General features: G+C 75.1%; 13 protein-coding genes. 7 read left to right on the top strand and 6 right to left on the bottom strand.

Going from position 1 to position 14,665, the window contains the following annotated elements; translation table 11 throughout:
• The first annotated feature begins 9 nt into the window (after positions 1-9).
• Positions 10-855, top strand: coding sequence for a 1,4-dihydroxy-6-naphtoate synthase (locus HFV08_RS18700; protein WP_312885699.1), 846 nt, complete (start codon positions 10-12; stop codon positions 853-855).
• Positions 856-906: 51 nt separating this feature from the next.
• Here HFV08_RS18700 and HFV08_RS32115 read toward each other — a convergent pair whose 3' ends face one another.
• Positions 907-1,290 (bottom strand): cold-shock protein, encoded by a 384-nt coding sequence (locus HFV08_RS32115; RefSeq protein ID WP_040252226.1) that lies wholly within the window; start codon positions 1,288-1,290, stop codon positions 907-909.
• A 169-nt stretch (positions 1,291-1,459) separates the two neighbouring features.
• Between HFV08_RS32115 and HFV08_RS18690 the strand changes: the two genes are divergently transcribed.
• Positions 1,460-1,738, top strand: coding sequence for a hypothetical protein (locus HFV08_RS18690; protein WP_168540882.1), 279 nt, complete (start codon positions 1,460-1,462; stop codon positions 1,736-1,738).
• A 221-nt stretch (positions 1,739-1,959) separates the two neighbouring features.
• Here HFV08_RS18690 and HFV08_RS18685 read toward each other — a convergent pair whose 3' ends face one another.
• Both HFV08_RS18685 and HFV08_RS18680 read right to left on the bottom strand, forming a co-directional pair.
• Entirely contained in the window at positions 1,960-2,613 is a 654-nt protein-coding gene (locus HFV08_RS18685; protein WP_168540881.1) for an HAD family hydrolase, read from the bottom strand.
• A 91-nt stretch (positions 2,614-2,704) separates the two neighbouring features.
• Positions 2,705-3,802 (bottom strand): hypothetical protein, encoded by a 1,098-nt coding sequence (locus tag HFV08_RS18680; protein WP_168540880.1) that lies wholly within the window; start codon positions 3,800-3,802, stop codon positions 2,705-2,707.
• Positions 3,803-3,956: 154 nt separating this feature from the next.
• Between HFV08_RS18680 and HFV08_RS18675 the strand changes: the two genes are divergently transcribed.
• Both HFV08_RS18675 and HFV08_RS18670 read left to right on the top strand, forming a co-directional pair.
• On the top strand, positions 3,957-6,461 hold the full coding sequence (locus HFV08_RS18675) for a helicase C-terminal domain-containing protein (protein WP_168540879.1): 2,505 nt from the start codon (positions 3,957-3,959) through the stop codon (positions 6,459-6,461).
• 84 nt (positions 6,462-6,545) lie between these two features.
• Positions 6,546-7,616 (top strand): hypothetical protein, encoded by a 1,071-nt coding sequence (locus HFV08_RS18670; protein WP_168540878.1) that lies wholly within the window; start codon positions 6,546-6,548, stop codon positions 7,614-7,616.
• A gap of 39 nt (positions 7,617-7,655) precedes the next feature.
• Here HFV08_RS18670 and HFV08_RS18665 read toward each other — a convergent pair whose 3' ends face one another.
• From HFV08_RS18665 to HFV08_RS18655, 3 genes are read right to left on the bottom strand one after another with little or no spacing between them, the layout of a single operon-like run.
• On the bottom strand, positions 7,656-8,693 hold the full coding sequence (locus HFV08_RS18665) for a carbon-nitrogen hydrolase family protein (protein ID WP_168540877.1): 1,038 nt from the start codon (positions 8,691-8,693) through the stop codon (positions 7,656-7,658).
• The gene (locus tag HFV08_RS18660) at positions 8,693-11,104 is read right to left on the bottom strand and encodes an oxidoreductase (RefSeq protein WP_168540876.1); all 2,412 of its coding nucleotides are present in this window, start codon (positions 11,102-11,104) and stop codon (positions 8,693-8,695) included. The genes HFV08_RS18665 and HFV08_RS18660 overlap by 1 nt, the downstream gene beginning before the upstream one ends.
• Positions 11,104-11,523, bottom strand: coding sequence for an acyl-CoA thioesterase (locus HFV08_RS18655; RefSeq protein WP_168540875.1), 420 nt, complete (start codon positions 11,521-11,523; stop codon positions 11,104-11,106). Before HFV08_RS18655 ends, HFV08_RS18660 begins: the two co-directional genes overlap by 1 nt.
• A 192-nt stretch (positions 11,524-11,715) precedes the next feature.
• On the opposite strand from HFV08_RS18655, the gene HFV08_RS18650 reads away from it, so the two are divergent.
• From HFV08_RS18650 to HFV08_RS18640, 3 genes are all read left to right on the top strand, one after another.
• The gene (locus HFV08_RS18650; RefSeq protein ID WP_168540874.1) at positions 11,716-12,837 is read left to right on the top strand and encodes a cupin domain-containing protein; all 1,122 of its coding nucleotides are present in this window, start codon (positions 11,716-11,718) and stop codon (positions 12,835-12,837) included.
• A gap of 97 nt (positions 12,838-12,934) precedes the next feature.
• Positions 12,935-13,870, top strand: a complete 936-nt coding sequence (locus tag HFV08_RS18645) for a fumarylacetoacetate hydrolase family protein (RefSeq protein ID WP_168540873.1) — start codon at positions 12,935-12,937, stop codon at positions 13,868-13,870.
• Complete coding sequence (locus tag HFV08_RS18640; RefSeq protein ID WP_281373508.1) at positions 13,867-14,646, top strand: maleate cis-trans isomerase family protein; 780 nt, start codon at positions 13,867-13,869, stop codon at positions 14,644-14,646. The genes HFV08_RS18645 and HFV08_RS18640 overlap by 4 nt, the downstream gene beginning before the upstream one ends.
• Positions 14,647-14,665 lie beyond the last annotated feature (19 nt).

The following is a 14,665-nucleotide window of genomic DNA, read 5'->3' as shown; positions in this document are numbered from 1 at the left end:
CTGAGCCACGTGACCGAGCCGCTGCGGATCGCCTACTCGCCCTGCCCGAACGACACCTTCGTCTTCGACGCCTGGGCCCACGGACGGCTGCCCGGCGCACCCGGCCTCGACGTCACCTTCGCCGACATCCACCTCACCAACGGCATGGCCGAACGCGGCGAGCTGGACGTCCTGAAGGTCTCCTACGCGGTGCTGCCCTGGGTCCTCGACGAGTACGCGCTGCTGCCCTGCGGCGGCGCGCTCGGCCGCGGCTGCGGTCCGCTGGTGCTCACCCGGGAGCCGGGCGCCGCGCTGACCGGCAAGCGGGTCGCGGTGCCGAGCGAGCGCTCGACCGCGTATCTGCTGTTCCGGCTGTGGGCGGCCGAGCAGGTGCCCGGCGGGGTCGGCGAGATCGTGGTGATGCCCTTCGAGCGGATCATGCCCGCGGTGCGCGACGGCGAGATCGACGCCGGGCTCGTCATCCACGAGGCCCGCTTCACCTACCAGGACTACGGGCTGCACCGGCTGGCCGACCTCGGCGAGCACTGGGAGGACACCACCGGGCTGCCGATCCCGCTCGGCGCGATCATCGCCCGGCGCTCGCTCGGCGCCGAGCGCCTCGAACTGCTCGCCGAGTCCGCCCGCCGCTCGGTCCGCGCGGCCTGGGACGACCCGGCCGCCTCCCGGCCCTATGTCCTCGCGCACGCCCAGGAGATGGACCCGGCCGTCGCGGACCAGCACATCGGCCTGTACGTCAACGAGTTCACCGCCGGTCTCGGCGAGGAGGGCTACGCCGCCGTCCGCGGACTGCTCACCCGGGCGGCGGCCGAGGGACTGGTCCCGCCGCTGCCGCCCGCGGCGCTGGCCTTTCCCTGAGGGCCTCGCGGCTGAAAGCCTCGCGGTCGGGGGGCGGCGGGCGGCGAAGGCTCAGACGTCGAGCTGGTCGGCGACCGCCCGCAGCAGTCCGGCGATCTGCTTGCCGGCCGCCTTGTCGGGGTAGCGGCCCTTCTCCAGCATCGGGGTGATGTTCTCCAGGAGGGTGGTCAAGTCCTGCACGATGGAGGCGAGTTCGTCCGGTTTGCGGCGCTGGGCGGCGGCCACCGAGGGTGCCGGGTCGAGCAGCGTCACGGAGAGCGCCTGGTCCCCGCGCTGGCCCGCGACCACGCCGAACTCGACACGCTGGCCCGGCTTCAGGCCCTCGACGCCTTCGGGGAGTACGGAGGAGTGCACGAAGACGTCGCCGCCGTCGTCGCGGGAGAGGAAGCCGAAGCCCTTCTCGCTGTTGAACCATTTGACCTTGCCGGTGGGCATGAAGTCAGTCCTCGTCTTCGCACTCGGTGTTCGCTGAAGGGCCGTCGGTCGGCCTGCCCGGTACCCGCAGAGCAGCGGGCCGCCTGCCCGGTACCACTGCCATGATCCCCGAGCCGGGCACGCGGCGCCGCCGGTTTCTCGCCTATGCGCTGGGAACTACCCTGCTCGGGTGCGAGACAAAACCACGGACAGCGGCGCCGGGAGAACCACGGACAGCGGCGCCGGACCCGGCGACCGGCTGGTGCGCGCCGGAGCCGCCGTCTTCCTCCTCGGCGCGCTCGCCACCCTGGCCACCCTGGTCCCGCTCCTCCTCGGCACCGCCCCGCTGCCCACCTACATGTTCCTGCTCAGCATGCTCATGGGCGCCGGCTTCCTGCTCGCCGCGGCCGGCCTGTGCCGCTCGGCCGCCGCCCAGCGCCGCGCGGCCCGCACCGCCCGGCAGGGCTGACCACCCCACGGGGCGGCACCCGAAGCAGGTCCGCCGCCCGCCGCATACCGGACGGCCGTCCGGTACATACCGGCCGTCCGTCACGTACCGGCCGGTCACCCCGCTTCCCGCCCGGCCCGCACCTCAGCTCCGGACTCGGGCATCCCCCGTCCCCCGGGTCCCGTACGCCTCAGCAGCGCGTCCGCCCGTCAAGGGCCCCGCGTCACCGGTACGTACGGCCCTCAGGCAGCCCCCCGCGCGTGCCGCCCGAACCACTCGGGGAAGGCGGCGAGGTCGTCGAGGAGGACATCGGCGCCCTCGGCGCGCAGTTCGTCCGCGCTGCAGGGGCCGCTCGGCACCGAGACCGCGAGGGCGCCGGCCGCGCGGGCGCCGCGCACATCGGCCAGGTGGTCGCCGACGTAGACGCCCGCCCCGTGCTCGCGCAGCGCGAGCGCCTTGGCCTCCGCCCACAACCCGCCCACCAGGGCGTCCGGTTCGAGATCCAGATACGAGAGGTGCAGCGCGGCCAGCGGCTGCGACTTCGCGGTCACCACCAGCGTCCGGCCGCCCTGTTCGCGCACCGCGGCCAGCGACTCGCGGGCGCCCGGCAGCGCCTGGCTCAGCTCGATCGCCATCCGCCGGTACAGCTCGCGGTAGCGGACGGCGATCTCCTCGATCGCCGCCTCGGGGAACCAGTGGGCGAGTTCCTGCTCCAGCGGCGGACCGAGCCTGCTCACCGCGAGGTCGGCGTCTATCCAGGTGCCGGTCTCCTCGGCGAGGGCGCGGTAGGTGGCGTGGATGCCGGGCCGGGTGTCGACCAGGGTCATGTCCAGGTCGAAACCGACGGTGGGTACGGAGCGGTCGGCGGGCGGGGGCACGGTCGCGGGGGAAGCCATGCGGCAATTGTGCCGAGGGGGTACCGGACACCGGCGGCGCGGGTGGCGGAGATCACCGTCCGCGCGGCCGGACCGCGGCCGCCCGCCCCGCTCACCGCCGCCGCTGGGAGCGCCAGACCACGTACGCCGCCGAGGCGAGGGCGGCCGCGCGCAGCACCCAGGGCCAGGTGTCGGCGATCGCCTCGCTCATCCGGCCGTCGGCGATGGCCTCGCCCCAGCGGCCGCGGGACCTGCCCCACAGCCAGACGGCGCCGCCGAGCAGCGAGAGGCCGGGCAGGACGAGGACCGCGGTCTTGGACTCGGCGGAGGTCAGCCGCCGGGAGAGGTAGGCGATCAGCCAGCCCACGGCGAGGACGACGAGGTTGCCGAGCACCGCGCCCGCGAGCAGGCTGAGCGCGGCGAGCAGCAGCAGCGGATTGCTCCAGCCGCCCGCGAGCAGCCGCAGCCGCCCCCGGACGACGGCCTCCTCGGCCGCTTCCTCCCCGGCGTCCTCGGCCTCCGCCGCCTTGCCGGACTCACCGGGCTTGCCCGCGGGCAGCGGCTTGCTGAGGTCGGCCTTCTGCGGGGGCGGACGCAGTATCTCCGGGATCTCGATGCCGCCGACGAAGCCGGGCACGCTCTCGCCGGGCCCGAAGGGCGTCCGGTCGCTCCACCAGTCCCCTCCGGCGCGCTGGTCGCCCAGCTCCACCGCGCTGGCGAGATGCGGCGGCGAGGGCACCTCGGCGGGCGGCGGTGTCTCCTCGGTACGGGGCCGTGGCGCCCGGCGGCGCAGGCTCTTCGGCAGCAATCGGGGCTGCTCCGCCTCCTGCTCCGGCGCCTTCCGGTCCCCCGGGGCCTCCGGCCGCGCGGGGCGGGACCGCTTGCCGAGCAGTCCCCGGCGGGCGGGCGCGGGGGGCCGCTCGTCCTCCCGCTGGGAGGGGACCGCGGCCGGGGAGGGCGGCGCCGCACCGGCGGCCGGGGCGCCGCCGCCCGCCGCCGTGACCCGCTCCTCGGGGCTGCCCAGGCGGTCGAGCAGGCGCCGCACGGAGGCCGGGGTCTCGTCGGAGGTCCTGGCCCTGCGCTGCTCGATCTCGTTGCGCAGCTCGGACACCAGGCGCATCCGGGCGCCCGAGGGCAGCTGCCGCTGCTGGGCCAGGTCGCCGACCCGGCTCAGATAGTCGAAGACGAGCTGATCGCTCTCGATCCCCACGAAGTCCCCTCCGGGGCGCGCGCGTTGATGGTTCCCGCCGACCGACCGTATCGCGATCCGGGGGCCGCCCGCGGGAGCCCCGGCCGTTCCCCGCGACGTCCGGGCGCCCCTCGCGCGCCCCCGCCTGTCACCCGCACCCGCTACCGTGGGCCGGATGAGCGCTCACGTACCGGCAGCCGGTCCCACCGCGGGGGACGGGGCCCCGGCCCCCGCAGGCGCGCCCCGTTCGCTCGCCGAATCGCTGCGGGCGCACGACGACGAGGCACTCGCGGCACTCCTGCGCGCCCGCCCCGACCTGCTCTCCCCGGTGCCGCACGATGTGGGCCAGCTGGCGACCAGGGCGGGCACCCGGGCCTCGGTGGTCCGCGCCCTGGAGCATCTGGACCGCTTCGCCCTGGAGAGCGCCGAGGCGCTGGCCGTCGCGCCCGACCCCGCCTCGTACGGGGAACTGCTCACCCTCATGGCGGGCGAGGAGCGCGATCCGGCGGTGGCGGCGGCGCTGCCGCGGGCGCTCGGCACCCTGCGCGGACGGGCCCTGGTCTGGGGCGAGGACGACCGGCTGCGCCTGGTACGCACCGCCCGGGAGTTGCTCAGCCCCTCCCCGCAGCACCCCTCCCCCACCGGCCTCGGGCCCACCCTGGCGGAGTCCTGCACCGGGATCTCGCCGGGCCGCGTCCAGGAGATCGTGGTGACCGCCGGCCTGGAGACCACCCACGACCCCGTCTCGGCGGTCGGCTCGCTCACCGCGCTCTTCACCGACCGCGCCCGGATGGCGGCGCTGCTCGCCGAGGCGCCCGAGGCGGCCCACGAGGTCCTGGACCGCCTGAAGTGGGGCCCGCCGTACGGGAAGGTGACCGCCGAACCGGCCGCGCACCTGCGCTGGCTGCTCGACCGCGGGCTGCTCCTTCCGACCGCGCCGGGCACCGTGGTGCTCCCGCGCGAGGCGGCGCTGCACCTGCGCGCCGGGCACGCGCACCGCGAGACCCACCCCGAGCCGCCCGCCCTGCTCGCCGCCGCGGAGCACAGCGCCAGGATCGTGGACGCCACCGCCGCCGGTCAGGCGTGGACCGCGCTGAACACCGTCGAGGAACTGCTGCGCGACTGGGACGAGGGCGGCCCCGCGGTGCTGCGCGCGGGCGGGCTGAGCGTGCGCGACCTCAAGCGCACCGCCGCCGCCCTGGACACCACCGAGCAGTTGGCCGCCTTCTGGCTCGAACTCGCCCACTGCGCGGGCCTGCTCGCCGCCGACGGGGAGGCCGAGGAGCGCTTCGCGGCCACCCCCGCCTACGACCAGTGGCAGGATCTCCCGGACTCCGAGCGCTGGTCCTGGCTGGCCGGCGCCTGGTTCACCGCCACCCGCACCGCGGGCCTGGCCGGCGGCCGGGACGCCAAGGACCGGGCGCTGTCGGCGCTCGGCCCCGGGCTGGACCGTTCCGCGGCGCCCGAGGTGCGCCACCGGGTCCTCACGCTCCTCGCCGAGCTGCCCGAAGGCGCCGCCGCCACCGCCGAGTCCGTGCTCGGCCGCCTCGCCTGGGAGCGGCCGCGGCGCGCGCGGGCCCGCGAGGAGGGCGAGGGCCAGGAGGACCTGCGCGCCCGCCTCGCCCGCTGGACCCTCGAAGAGGCCGAACTCCTCGGCGTCACAGGGCGCGGCGCGCTCTCGGCGCACGGCAGGGCGCTCCTCGGCGAGGAGGAGGCGGCGGAGGGGCACGGCCAGGCCGAGGCCGCCGTCAGCGCCGCCCGGGCCGGACGGCTGCTCGCCCCGCTGCTGCCGGAGCCGGTCGACGAGGTGCTGCTCCAGGCCGACCTGACCGCGGTGGCGCCGGGCCCGCTGCGCCGCCCCCTCGCCCAGCTGCTCGGGGTGCTCGCCGATGTCGAGTCCAAGGGCGGCGCGACCGTCTACCGCTTCACCCCCGGCTCGGTACGCCGTGCCCTGGACGCCGGGCAGACCGCCGCCGAACTGCACGCCTTCCTCGCCGCGCACTCCCGCACCCCGGTGCCGCAGCCGCTGGCCTATCTGATCGACGACGTGGCCCGAAGACACGGCCGGCTGCGGATCGGCGCCGCCTCCGCGTACGTCCGCTGCGACGACGAGGCCGTGCTCGGCGAGATCCTGGCCGACCGGCGGGCCCAGCCGCTGCGCCTGCGCCGGCTCGCGCCGACCGTGCTCGCCGCCCAGGCCGACCCGGGCACCCTCCTGGAGACCCTGCGCGCGATCGGCTTCGCCCCGGCCGCCGAGTCCCCCGAGGGCGAGGTCCTCATCACCCGCGCCGACTCCCGCCGTACCACCCCGCGCAGCGCCCCCGAACCGGTCCCCGAAGGCCCCCCGGCCCCCGGAACCGCCCTGGTCCAGGCGGCGGTTCGGGCCATCCGTGCGGGCGACCTCGCCTCCACCGCCCCCCGCCGCGGGCTCCCCGAACCCGGCCAGGAGGGCGAACTCCCGCGCACCACCGCCGCGGAGACCCTGGCCACCGTGCAGGCCGCGGTGCTGACCAACGAGGCCCTGTGGATCGGGTACGTCAACGCGGAGGGCACCGCGAGCCAGCGGGTGATCGCCCCGATCCGCGTCGAGGGCGGCTTTGTGACGGCCTTCGACCACACGGCGGACGAGGTGCGGACGTATCCGCTGCACCGGATCACCGGGGTCGCGGAGCTGGCGTAGGCGCATGACAGGGTGGTGGGGGCCGCCCGGGCCGGGGCTGCGCGGGCGGACCGGCCGAGTCGCTTACGTATCCGGGGGGTTGGGGTGGGCCAGGAGCTCTACGCCGAGCGGTCGTGGAACCCGCTCGCGCGGACCGTGAAACTGACCGAGGACGGGCTGCGGGCGCACGGCAGGACCGTGCCGTTCACCGAGCTGAACCTCGGCGCCATGGCCGAGGCCTATCGGCGCGGGCACTGGCTCGGGGGCGGCGGCACCGAGCGCCCGCTGGAGCTGCTCCCGCAGGGGCCCGGGGTCGTCCCGATCACCCGTGCCACCGGGACGAGCAGGCCGGTCGAGGTGCGGGAGGCCGCTCAATTCGCGCGTGCGCTGGGCGAGTTGGCCGTACGGCAGTGCGGTGGGCCCGAGCAGGTCGCCGCCCTCGCGGCCCGGGCCGAGGCCGAGGGGGTGCCGCTGTGGATCGCGCGGCGCCGGGCACCGGGGCCCGCGGGTCCGGTCACCGTGGCGGTCGACCGGCGGCTGGCGCGGGTGGATGTGTGGGGGCCGGGGGCTCCGGCCGTCCGCCTCCGGGCGCCGCAGGGCTTCTCCCGTCTGACCGGTCCGTCCCAGGGGCTTTCGCTGACCGTCGGCGAGGTCCCGGCGGAGCTGAGGCTGCGCAAGAAGCTGCGGAAGGCGAAGAGTTCGGTCCGGGTCTGGCTCGACGGGCGCGAGTGGGTGCTGCGGCGGGAGGCCCCCGACAGCTCGTGGCTGCTGAGCGGCGAGCGGCGGGTGGCCCTGCTGACCCGCCCGCCGCGGCGGGCGAAGCCCGAGCCGGACACGCTGCTGCTGCCGCTCGCCCGGGTGCTGCACCAGAACCCGGATCCGCTCGACGCCGTCATGGCGCACCTCTTCGCCGCGTCCTTCGGGCTCGGGGACGCCACCGGCCTCGCGCGGTTCCGTTCCCCGCAGCACCGGGAGCCGGGCGGCAGCGAGCCGCTCGCCCCCGACCTCGACTGGGACCGCCCCTGGTTCAGCAACCTCGGCGGCGACGGCCAGGACAACGAGCCCGGCGGCGGCGACGGTTGGGGCGCGGACGGCGGCGACGGCGGAAGCGGTGACGGCGGCGGCGGAGACGGTGGAGGCGATGGCGGGGGTGACGGCGGCGGCGGGGGCGACTGACCCGGGAGCCGGGCCCGCCACGGGCGGACCGCCGACAGGTCAGCCGTGCTCGCGCCCCGACTCCCCCTCCCACGGCCCCAGCACCGGCCCGGGGCTGAACTCCCCCTGCCGTACGACGGGTTGGCGGGCGGTGGTGTCGTGGTGGAGGCGGAAGACGTCGAAGCGGTTGTAGTGGCCGATGATGTCGTGCATCTGCTTGGGGGCGAGGCAGCGGGCGAGGTCGATCTCGGCGTAGACGATGCCCTCCTCGTCGACCAGGGGCTCGCTCAGCGGGCGGCCGTCGGGGCCGAAGACGCCGGACAGGGCGCTGCGCGGGCGGCGCATGGTCGCGGCGATCCGCGCGTCCTCGCTCGCCGCGATCTCGATCATCTCCTCGGTGACGGTCGAACAGGACACCAGGGAGAAGAGCTTGCCCTCGAAGGAGTGGGCGGCGGTGCGGATGGCGATGGCCTCGGACATGTCGTAGTCGGCGGGCGCCACCGGCAGGGCGATGTAGTTGGCGATGTGCACCAGCTCGCCCTGCGCCAACAGGGCATAGCGGGCCAGGGTGTTGGTGTTCTCCCCGCAGGCGAGCACGCCCAGCGGGCCCACCGGGGTGCGGTGCACCCGTACCGAACTGCCGTCCCCGCCGGTCCAGGTGAGCTTCTCCGCCCAGGTCGGCACCAGCTTGCGGTGCACCCCGAGCAGCGAACCGTCGGGCCCGATGACCAGGACGCTGTTGTAGAGGACGCCGAGGCTGTGCGCGCCGCGCTCGTTGACGCCGATGACGACCGTGGTGCGGGTGCCGGCCGCCGCCGCGCGCAGGGCGTCCACCTCGGGGCCGGGCACGTCGATCGCCGCCCGGTAGAGCCGCTCGTACCAGGCGGAGCCCTGGACCGGGTTCATCGTCCAGTTCCAGTACGGGTAGCCGGGGACGAACACCTCCGGGAACGCGATGAGTCGAGCCCCCTCGCCCGCGGCCTCCTCGATGAGGGCGACGGCCTTGCGGACGGTGGCCGCGGCGTCGAGGTAGACCGGCGCGGCCTGCACGGCGGCGGCGGTGAAGCGGGGGAAGTCGTCCTGTCCGAGGAGCTGCATCAGTCGGTCCCTTCGGTACGGGGCTCGGTCCGGTCCCCCGCCCCGGGCAGCCAGCGCCGGTGGAGGGCGGGTGCGGTAGGCGGGCGCAGGGTGAGCGCGGGGCGTTCCCGGCCGCCCGAGGGGGGCGGGGTGCTGCCGGGCAGCAGATGGCGGGGCCAGGGGGCGCCGGGGCCGCGGTAGCCGAGTTCGGCGGCGGCGTGCAGGGTCCAGGCGGGGTCGTACAGCTGGACCCGGCCGAGGGCCACCAGATCGGCGCGCCCGGCGAGCAGGCTGGAGTTGACGTCGTCGTACGAGGAGTAGCCGCCGACAGCGATGACCGGGACGGCGGCCTCGGCGCGGATCCGGGCGGCGAACGGGGTCTGGTAGGTGCGGCCGTAGGCGGGGCGCTCCCAGGGGACGACCTCGCCGCTGGAGACCTCGATCGCGTCCGCCCCGGCGGCGTGCAGGGCCGCCGCGATCCGTACCGCCTCCTCGATCCGGGTGCCGCCCTCGGCCCAGTCGCAGGCGGAGATCCGCACCAGGAGGGGCTTGGCGGCGGGCCAGGCCGCGCGCACCCGGGTCAGCACCCGCAGCGGGAAGCGGAGGCGGGCCTCCAGGCTGCCGCCGTAGGCGTCGGTGCGGTGGTTGGTGAGCGGCGAGAGGAAGGAGGAGAGCAGGAAGCCGTGGCCGGCCTGGATCTCCAGTACGTCGAATCCGGCGGCCTCCGCGCGCTCCGCCGCCTGCCCGAACTCCTCGGTGAGGGTGTCGAGTTCGGCCTCGGTGAGTTCCCGGGGCGCGGGGTGGTCCGCCCAGGCGAGCGGGGAGGGGGCGCGGGTCTCCCAGCCGCCCTCGGTGAGCGGGGCGCCGAGCGAGCCGCGCTCCGGCACGGCGGTGGAGCCCTTGCGCCCGCTGTGGTTGAGCTGCACGCCGATCGCGGCGCCGCTCTGCCGGTGCACGAGTTCGGTGATCCGGCGCCAGGGCGCGATCTGCGCGTCCTCCCACAGCCCGGGGCAGGCGGGGGTGGTCCGGCCGGTGGGGCTGACCGCGGTCATCCCGGCGAGGACCAGGCCCACGCCGCCGAGCGCGGCACCGCCGAGGTGCAGCAACTCGGCCTCGCCCACCCGCCCTCGGGCATCGGCGGTGTAGGTGGCCACCGGCGCGGCGACGACCCGGTTGCGCAGGTCCAGGCCGCCGAGTCGGCAGGGCTGGAAGAGCGGCGGGGCGGGGCGTCCGGTGCCGGACGGCTCCCCGGACTGCCCGGTGGGCGGGAGCGAGTCGGCGTACCAGCGCTCCAGGGAGTCGGCGTACCGCGGATCGCGGATCCGCAGATTGCCGTGGGTGACCCGGCGGCTGCGGCTGAGCAGGTTGAAGGCGAACTGCTCGGGCTCCTGGCCGACCGCGTGCCGTACCGTCTCGAACCACTCCAGGCTTGCCTGCGCGGCCCGTTGGGTGGAGGCGACCACCGGCCTGCGATCCTGCTCGTAGCGCTCCAGGGCGGTGGCGAGGTCCTGGTGCCCGGGCCGGAGGGCGGCGGCGAGGGCGAGGGCGTCCTCCATGGCGAGCTTGGTGCCGGAGCCGATGGAGAAGTGCGCGGTGTGCGCGGCGTCGCCGAGGAGCACCGTATTGCCGTACCGCCAGGTGCGGTTGCGCACCGTGGTGAAGCGCACCCAGCGGGAGTTGTTGCCGAGCAGCCGCCGGCCGCCGAGGTGTCCGTCGAGCAGCGCGGCGCAGCGGGCGATGCTCGCCTCGTCGCTCGCCCCCGGCGCGGGCTCCCGCGCCGCCAGGGTCTCGAAGCCCGCGGCGCGCCAGGTGGCGGAGTCCATCTCGACGATGAAGGTGGAGCGTTCGCGGCTGTACGGGTAGGCGTGCACCTGCACCGGGCCGTGCGGGGTCTCGACCACGAGGAAGGTGAAGGCCTCCAGGGGCCGGTCGACGGCGAGCCACATATAGCGGCAGTCGCGGGCGTCCAGGGAGGGCTGGAAGACATCGGCGTACTTGGCGCGGATCGCCGAGTGCACCCCGTCCGCGGCGACCACCAGGTCGTTCTCGCGGGCGAGTTGGTCGGCGGGCGGGGCCGCGGCGCCGTACCGCAGCCGCACGCCGAGGTCCCGGCAGTGCTCCTGGAGCAGTTGGAGCAGCCGCTTGCGGGAGAGGGCGGCGAAACCGTGGCCGCCGGAGGTCACCACCCGGCCGCGGTAGTGGATGTCGATGTCGCTCCAGCGGGCGAACTCGCTCTCCATGGCGGCGAATACGCCCGGATCGGCGGCCGCGATCCCGTCCAGGGTCTCGTCGGAGAAGACCACGCCGAAGCCGAAGGTGTCGTCGGCGGCGTTGCGTTCGTGGACGGTGATCTCGCGGGAGGGGTCCGACTGCTGGGCGAGCGCGGCGAAGTAGAGCCCGGCCGGGCCGCCGCCGACCACCGCGATCCGCATCAGGAGCGCACCCCCTCGGCGGCGGCGAAGGCGGTGCGGACCTCGGCGGGCCAGGGGGTGGCCGCGGGCGCGTCGGGCTCGGCGTGCACCACCACCAGGCGGCCCTCGGCGGCCAGTCCCTCGCGCCCGTGCACCTCGAAGGCGTAGGCGAGCGAGGTGCGGCCGAGGCGCTCCACCCGCAGATGGGTGGTGACCTCCTCGCCGAACCACAGCCGGGCGCGGTAGTCGACCTCGTGGCGGACCCGGGGCGCGCGGCCGAAGAGCCACTCCAGGCCGTGCGCGCGCAGGAGTTGGGCCTCGGCGGCCTCGACCCAGCGCAGGATCGCCGAGTGGTGCTGGTGGCCCGCGGCGTCGGTGTCGACCCACTCCACGCGGCGCTTGAGGGTGACGGCGAGCGCCGCGGGGTCCGGTGCGTTCATCTGGTCCTCCAGTCTCCCGGCGCCCGCGCCCTCGGCACGCGCGGTCCTCCGACACTCCACTCCCGGCCTCTTGACACCCTCGAAGCTATAGCGTGACTATGACGACCGTCAACAGAACGCAACACGGGGGCAGGCGGCAGGACACGAGCGCGGACGACAGCGGACGGCGACGCCGGACGGAGAGGCGCGGAGATGACGTACAGCGACGACGTACTGGGCCGGGCACGGGTCAGCGACACGGCGGACCTGAAGGCGTACTACGAGCGGCTGGCCGGGCACGAGGCCGGCGCCCTGTGGACCGTGGCCAACGAGATCGAACCCTGGTACCCGCAGCCCAAGTCGGTGCCGGTGCTGTGGTCGTACGAGAAGCTGCGCCCGCTGGTCCTGGAGTCGCTGGCCCTGGTCAAGGGCGACGAGGCGGGGCGCCGGGTGGTGATGCTGGTCAACCCGGGCCGCAAGGACGTCTCCGCGGCCGTGGGCATGCTCTACACCGGGCTCCAGGTCATGGGCCCCGGCGAGTCGATGACCGCCCACCGCCACCAGGCCTCGGCGCTGCGCTTCGTGGTCGAGGGACAGGGCGCCTGGACCGTCGTGGACGGGCAGAAACTCCGCGTCGGCCCCCGCGACTTCGCGATCACCCCGAACTGGACCTGGCACGAGCACGGCAACGAGAGCCCCGAGGACACCGGCGGCCCGGTCATCTGGCAGGACGGCCTGGACATCCCGCTGGTCAACGCGCACGACGCGGGCTTCTACGAGGTCCACCCCGAGCTGTACCAGCAGCCCCGGCCGATCCCCGACTCCTCGCTGCTGACCTACGGTTCGGGCGTACTGCGCCCCTTCGGCTTCGAGGACGGCTGGCACAAGCCCTACTCGCCGCTGTTCGCCTACCCCTGGGAGCGGGCCTACCCGGCGCTGCTCGACGCGGCCAAGGCGAGCGAGGGTTCGCCGTACGACGGGATCATCCTGGAGTACAGCAACCCGCTGACCGGCGGCCCGGTGATGCCGACCATGGGCGCCCATCTCCAACTGCTGCGACCGGGCCAGGCGACCCGGGCGCACCGGCACACCGGCTCGGTGGTCTACAACGTCGCCAAGGGCAGCGGGAGTTCGGTGATCGCCGGGCAGCGCTTCGACTGGCGCGAGGGCGACATCTTCGCGGTGCCCTCCTGGGCCTGGCACGAGCACGCGAACGCCGACGCCTCCGAGGACGCCGTCCTCTTCTCCTTCGACGACTTCCCGGTGATGCGCTCCCTCGGCTTCTGGCGCGAGGAGGCCTACCCCGACAACGGCGGCCACCAGCCCCTCGGTTGAGCAGCCGAAGGGCTGAGCAGCCGAGGAGCACCACCCGCACGGCAGGACCGCACGGCCCGGCCCACCAGGGCCAAAACGAGAGGGAGTGGAAGTACGCATGCTGCTCGTCAGCTATGTCCGCGAGGACGAGGTGCGCCGCCTCGGCGTCCAGGACCAGGACGCGGTGCTCGACGTCGCCGCGCTGGCGGCCGCGCACGGGGTGCCGCTTCCGGGGCTCGGCGAGGCCCCGGCCTCGGTACGCGAGGCGATCGAGGCGGGACCCGAACTCCTCGTACGGCTGCGGGAGTTGCTGGCCGCTCCGCTCCCGGACGGGGTGCGGCTGCCGCTCTCCGCAGTGCGGCTGCGGGCGCCGCTGCGGCCCGGGAAGGTGGTCGGGGTCGGCCTCAACTACACCGAGCACGTGGCCGAGTCGGCGCGCACCCTGGACACCGACAGGGAACTCCCGCAGCGGCCGGTGCTCTTCAGCAAGCCCGCCACCGCGGTCACCGGGCCCGGTGAACCCATCTGGCACAACGGCGAGTTGACCGCCCAGCTGGACTGGGAGTGCGAACTCGCCGTGGTCATCGGGAAGACGGCCCGCCGGGTGCGCCCCGAGGACGCCCTGGACCACGTCTTCGGCTACAGCATCGTCAACGACATCAGCGCCCGCGACCAGCGCCGCGGCGGGCAGTGGTTTTTCTCCAAGGGCCAGGACTCCTACGCCCCGCTGGGCCCCGCGGTCCGCACCGCCGACACGGTCCCCGACCCGCAGAACCTGGACCTGCTGCTCAAGGTCAACGGCGAGGTCAAGCAGAAGGGCAACACCCGGCACATGCTCTTCCGCATCCCCGAACTCATCGCCGACATCAGCTCCGGCATGACCCTGGAACCGGGCGACGTCATCGCCACCGGCTCCCCGGCGGGCGTCGGGGCGAGCTTCACCCCGCAGCAGTTCCTCACCCCCGGCGACGTGGTGGAGGCGAGCATCGAGTCGATCGGCACCCTGCGCAACCCGGTGGTGGACGCGCGCGAGGCGGGGGCTGAGCGGGGATGAGCCGCCAACTCCCCTACCGCATCGGGCAGATCGTGCCCAGTTCCAATGTGACCATGGAGACCGAGATACCGGCCCTCTTCCGGGCCAGGGAGCAGGTCGCCCCGGAGCGCTTCACCTTCCACTCCAGCCGGATGCGGATGAGGGAGGTACGCGCGGAGGAACTGGCCGTCATGGACGCCGACTCCACCCGCTGCGCCGCCGAACTCTCCGACGCCCGCGTCGACGTCCTCGGCTACGCCTGCCTGGTCGCCATCATGAGCACGGGGCGCGGCTACCACCGCGCCAGCGAGGAGAAGCTCACCGCGGTCACCCGCGAGAACGGCGCCGAGGCACCGGTGGTGACCAGCGCCGGCGCCCTGGTCGGCGCGCTGCACACGATGGGCGCGCGCACCATCACCCTGGTCGCCCCCTATCTGAAGCCGCTGACCCGCACGGTCGTGGACTACCTGGCCGCCGAGGGCATCGAGACCGCCGACTTCACCGCCCTGGAGATCCCCGACAACCTGCGGGTCGCCGCCCACGACCCCGACGAACTCCTGCCGATCGTGCGGCGGTTGGACCACAGCCAGGCCGATGCGGTCGTCCTCTCGGCCTGTGTGCAGCTCCCCTCGCTGACCTCGGTCGAACGCGTCGAGCAGGAGCTGGGCAAGCCGGTCCTGTCGGCCTCCGTCGCCACCGCGCACCAGCTGATGCGGGCCCTGGACCTGCCCGCCCTCGCCCCCGGCGCGGGCACCCTGCTCTCCGGCGCCTACGCCGAGTCCCCGCTGCCCTCCTGAGAAGGGCCACTCGCAGAAG

The organism is Streptomyces physcomitrii (assembly GCF_012273655.1).
In the GTDB taxonomy this organism is placed as follows: domain Bacteria; phylum Actinomycetota; class Actinomycetes; order Streptomycetales; family Streptomycetaceae; genus Streptomyces; species Streptomyces physcomitrii.
The sequence above is the reverse complement of the archived record's forward strand: the minus strand, read 5'-3'. Positions and strand labels throughout refer to the sequence as shown.

Coding starts and splice junctions, on each gene's coding strand:
- HFV08_RS18655 (WP_168540875.1), bottom strand. CDS start 11,523: ATGAACGCACCGGACCCCGCGGCGCTCGCCGTCACCCTCAAGCGCCGC.
- HFV08_RS18645 (WP_168540873.1), top strand. CDS start 12,935: ATGCTGCTCGTCAGCTATGTCCGCGAGGACGAGGTGCGCCGCCTCGGC.
- HFV08_RS18685 (WP_168540881.1), bottom strand. CDS start 2,613: ATGGCTTCCCCCGCGACCGTGCCCCCGCCCGCCGACCGCTCCGTACCC.
- HFV08_RS32115 (WP_040252226.1), bottom strand. CDS start 1,290: ATGCCCACCGGCAAGGTCAAATGGTTCAACAGCGAGAAGGGCTTCGGC.
- HFV08_RS18675 (WP_168540879.1), top strand. CDS start 3,957: ATGAGCGCTCACGTACCGGCAGCCGGTCCCACCGCGGGGGACGGGGCC.
- HFV08_RS18650 (WP_168540874.1), top strand. CDS start 11,716: ATGACGTACAGCGACGACGTACTGGGCCGGGCACGGGTCAGCGACACG.
- HFV08_RS18660 (WP_168540876.1), bottom strand. CDS start 11,104: ATGCGGATCGCGGTGGTCGGCGGCGGCCCGGCCGGGCTCTACTTCGCC.
- HFV08_RS18665 (WP_168540877.1), bottom strand. CDS start 8,693: ATGCAGCTCCTCGGACAGGACGACTTCCCCCGCTTCACCGCCGCCGCC.
- HFV08_RS18640 (WP_281373508.1), top strand. CDS start 13,867: ATGAGCCGCCAACTCCCCTACCGCATCGGGCAGATCGTGCCCAGTTCC.